This window comes from Bacillus sp. LR--39 (genome assembly GCF_053613335.1).
The window spans coordinates 1-543 of the sequence record NZ_JBSIOT010001461.1; the positions used below are offsets into that span (position 1 = coordinate 1).

The window sequence follows — 543 nt, forward strand, 5'->3', positions numbered from 1 at the left end:
CTTTTTCAGGACGGCGCTGACGGTTTCGCGGGATGTCCCCGAGATTTTGGCGATTTCGGCAGCGGTGATCGGACAGTTGATGACGGTTGAGTTGCTTTCTTTTTGACCGAGGCTTTCGGTTAAATAATAAATGGCTTGTGTAACCCTGTCGTGGGCATGGGAGAGTGTGATGCGCTTCAGCCTTTCCTCGTGAAGGGCAAGGATGTCTGATAAATGATTGAGAATATCGTAAAGCAGGTTTTTGTTGTCCCGGACGAGATCTTCGAAGATGTTCATGGGTATATAGTAGAGTTCAATATCTGTTAAGGCTTCGGCGGCATAGTGATAATGCTCATCCCGAAACAAGCCTCCAAATGGAAAGAGGGTATGAGGACGTACATAGTCGGTATAAAACATGGATCCGGCTTCGTTTGATTTTTCGAGTTTGATAAAGCCGTCGAGAAGAAGGTACATTCGTTCCCGGGGGTCGTCTTCCATAAATAATATCTGGCCTTTATGGTAAGAGCGCCAATAGATAAACTGTTTCATATCTTCCAGATCTCT

1 protein-coding gene is annotated in these 543 nt (G+C 45.7%); it reads right to left on the bottom strand.

What is annotated here, in order from left to right; all coding sequences use genetic code 11:
* Positions 1–528: Crp/Fnr family transcriptional regulator (locus tag ACWHAR_RS31135; protein ID WP_452088938.1), on the bottom strand; the 528-nt coding region annotated here is incomplete at its 3' end.
* Positions 529–543 lie beyond the last annotated feature (15 nt).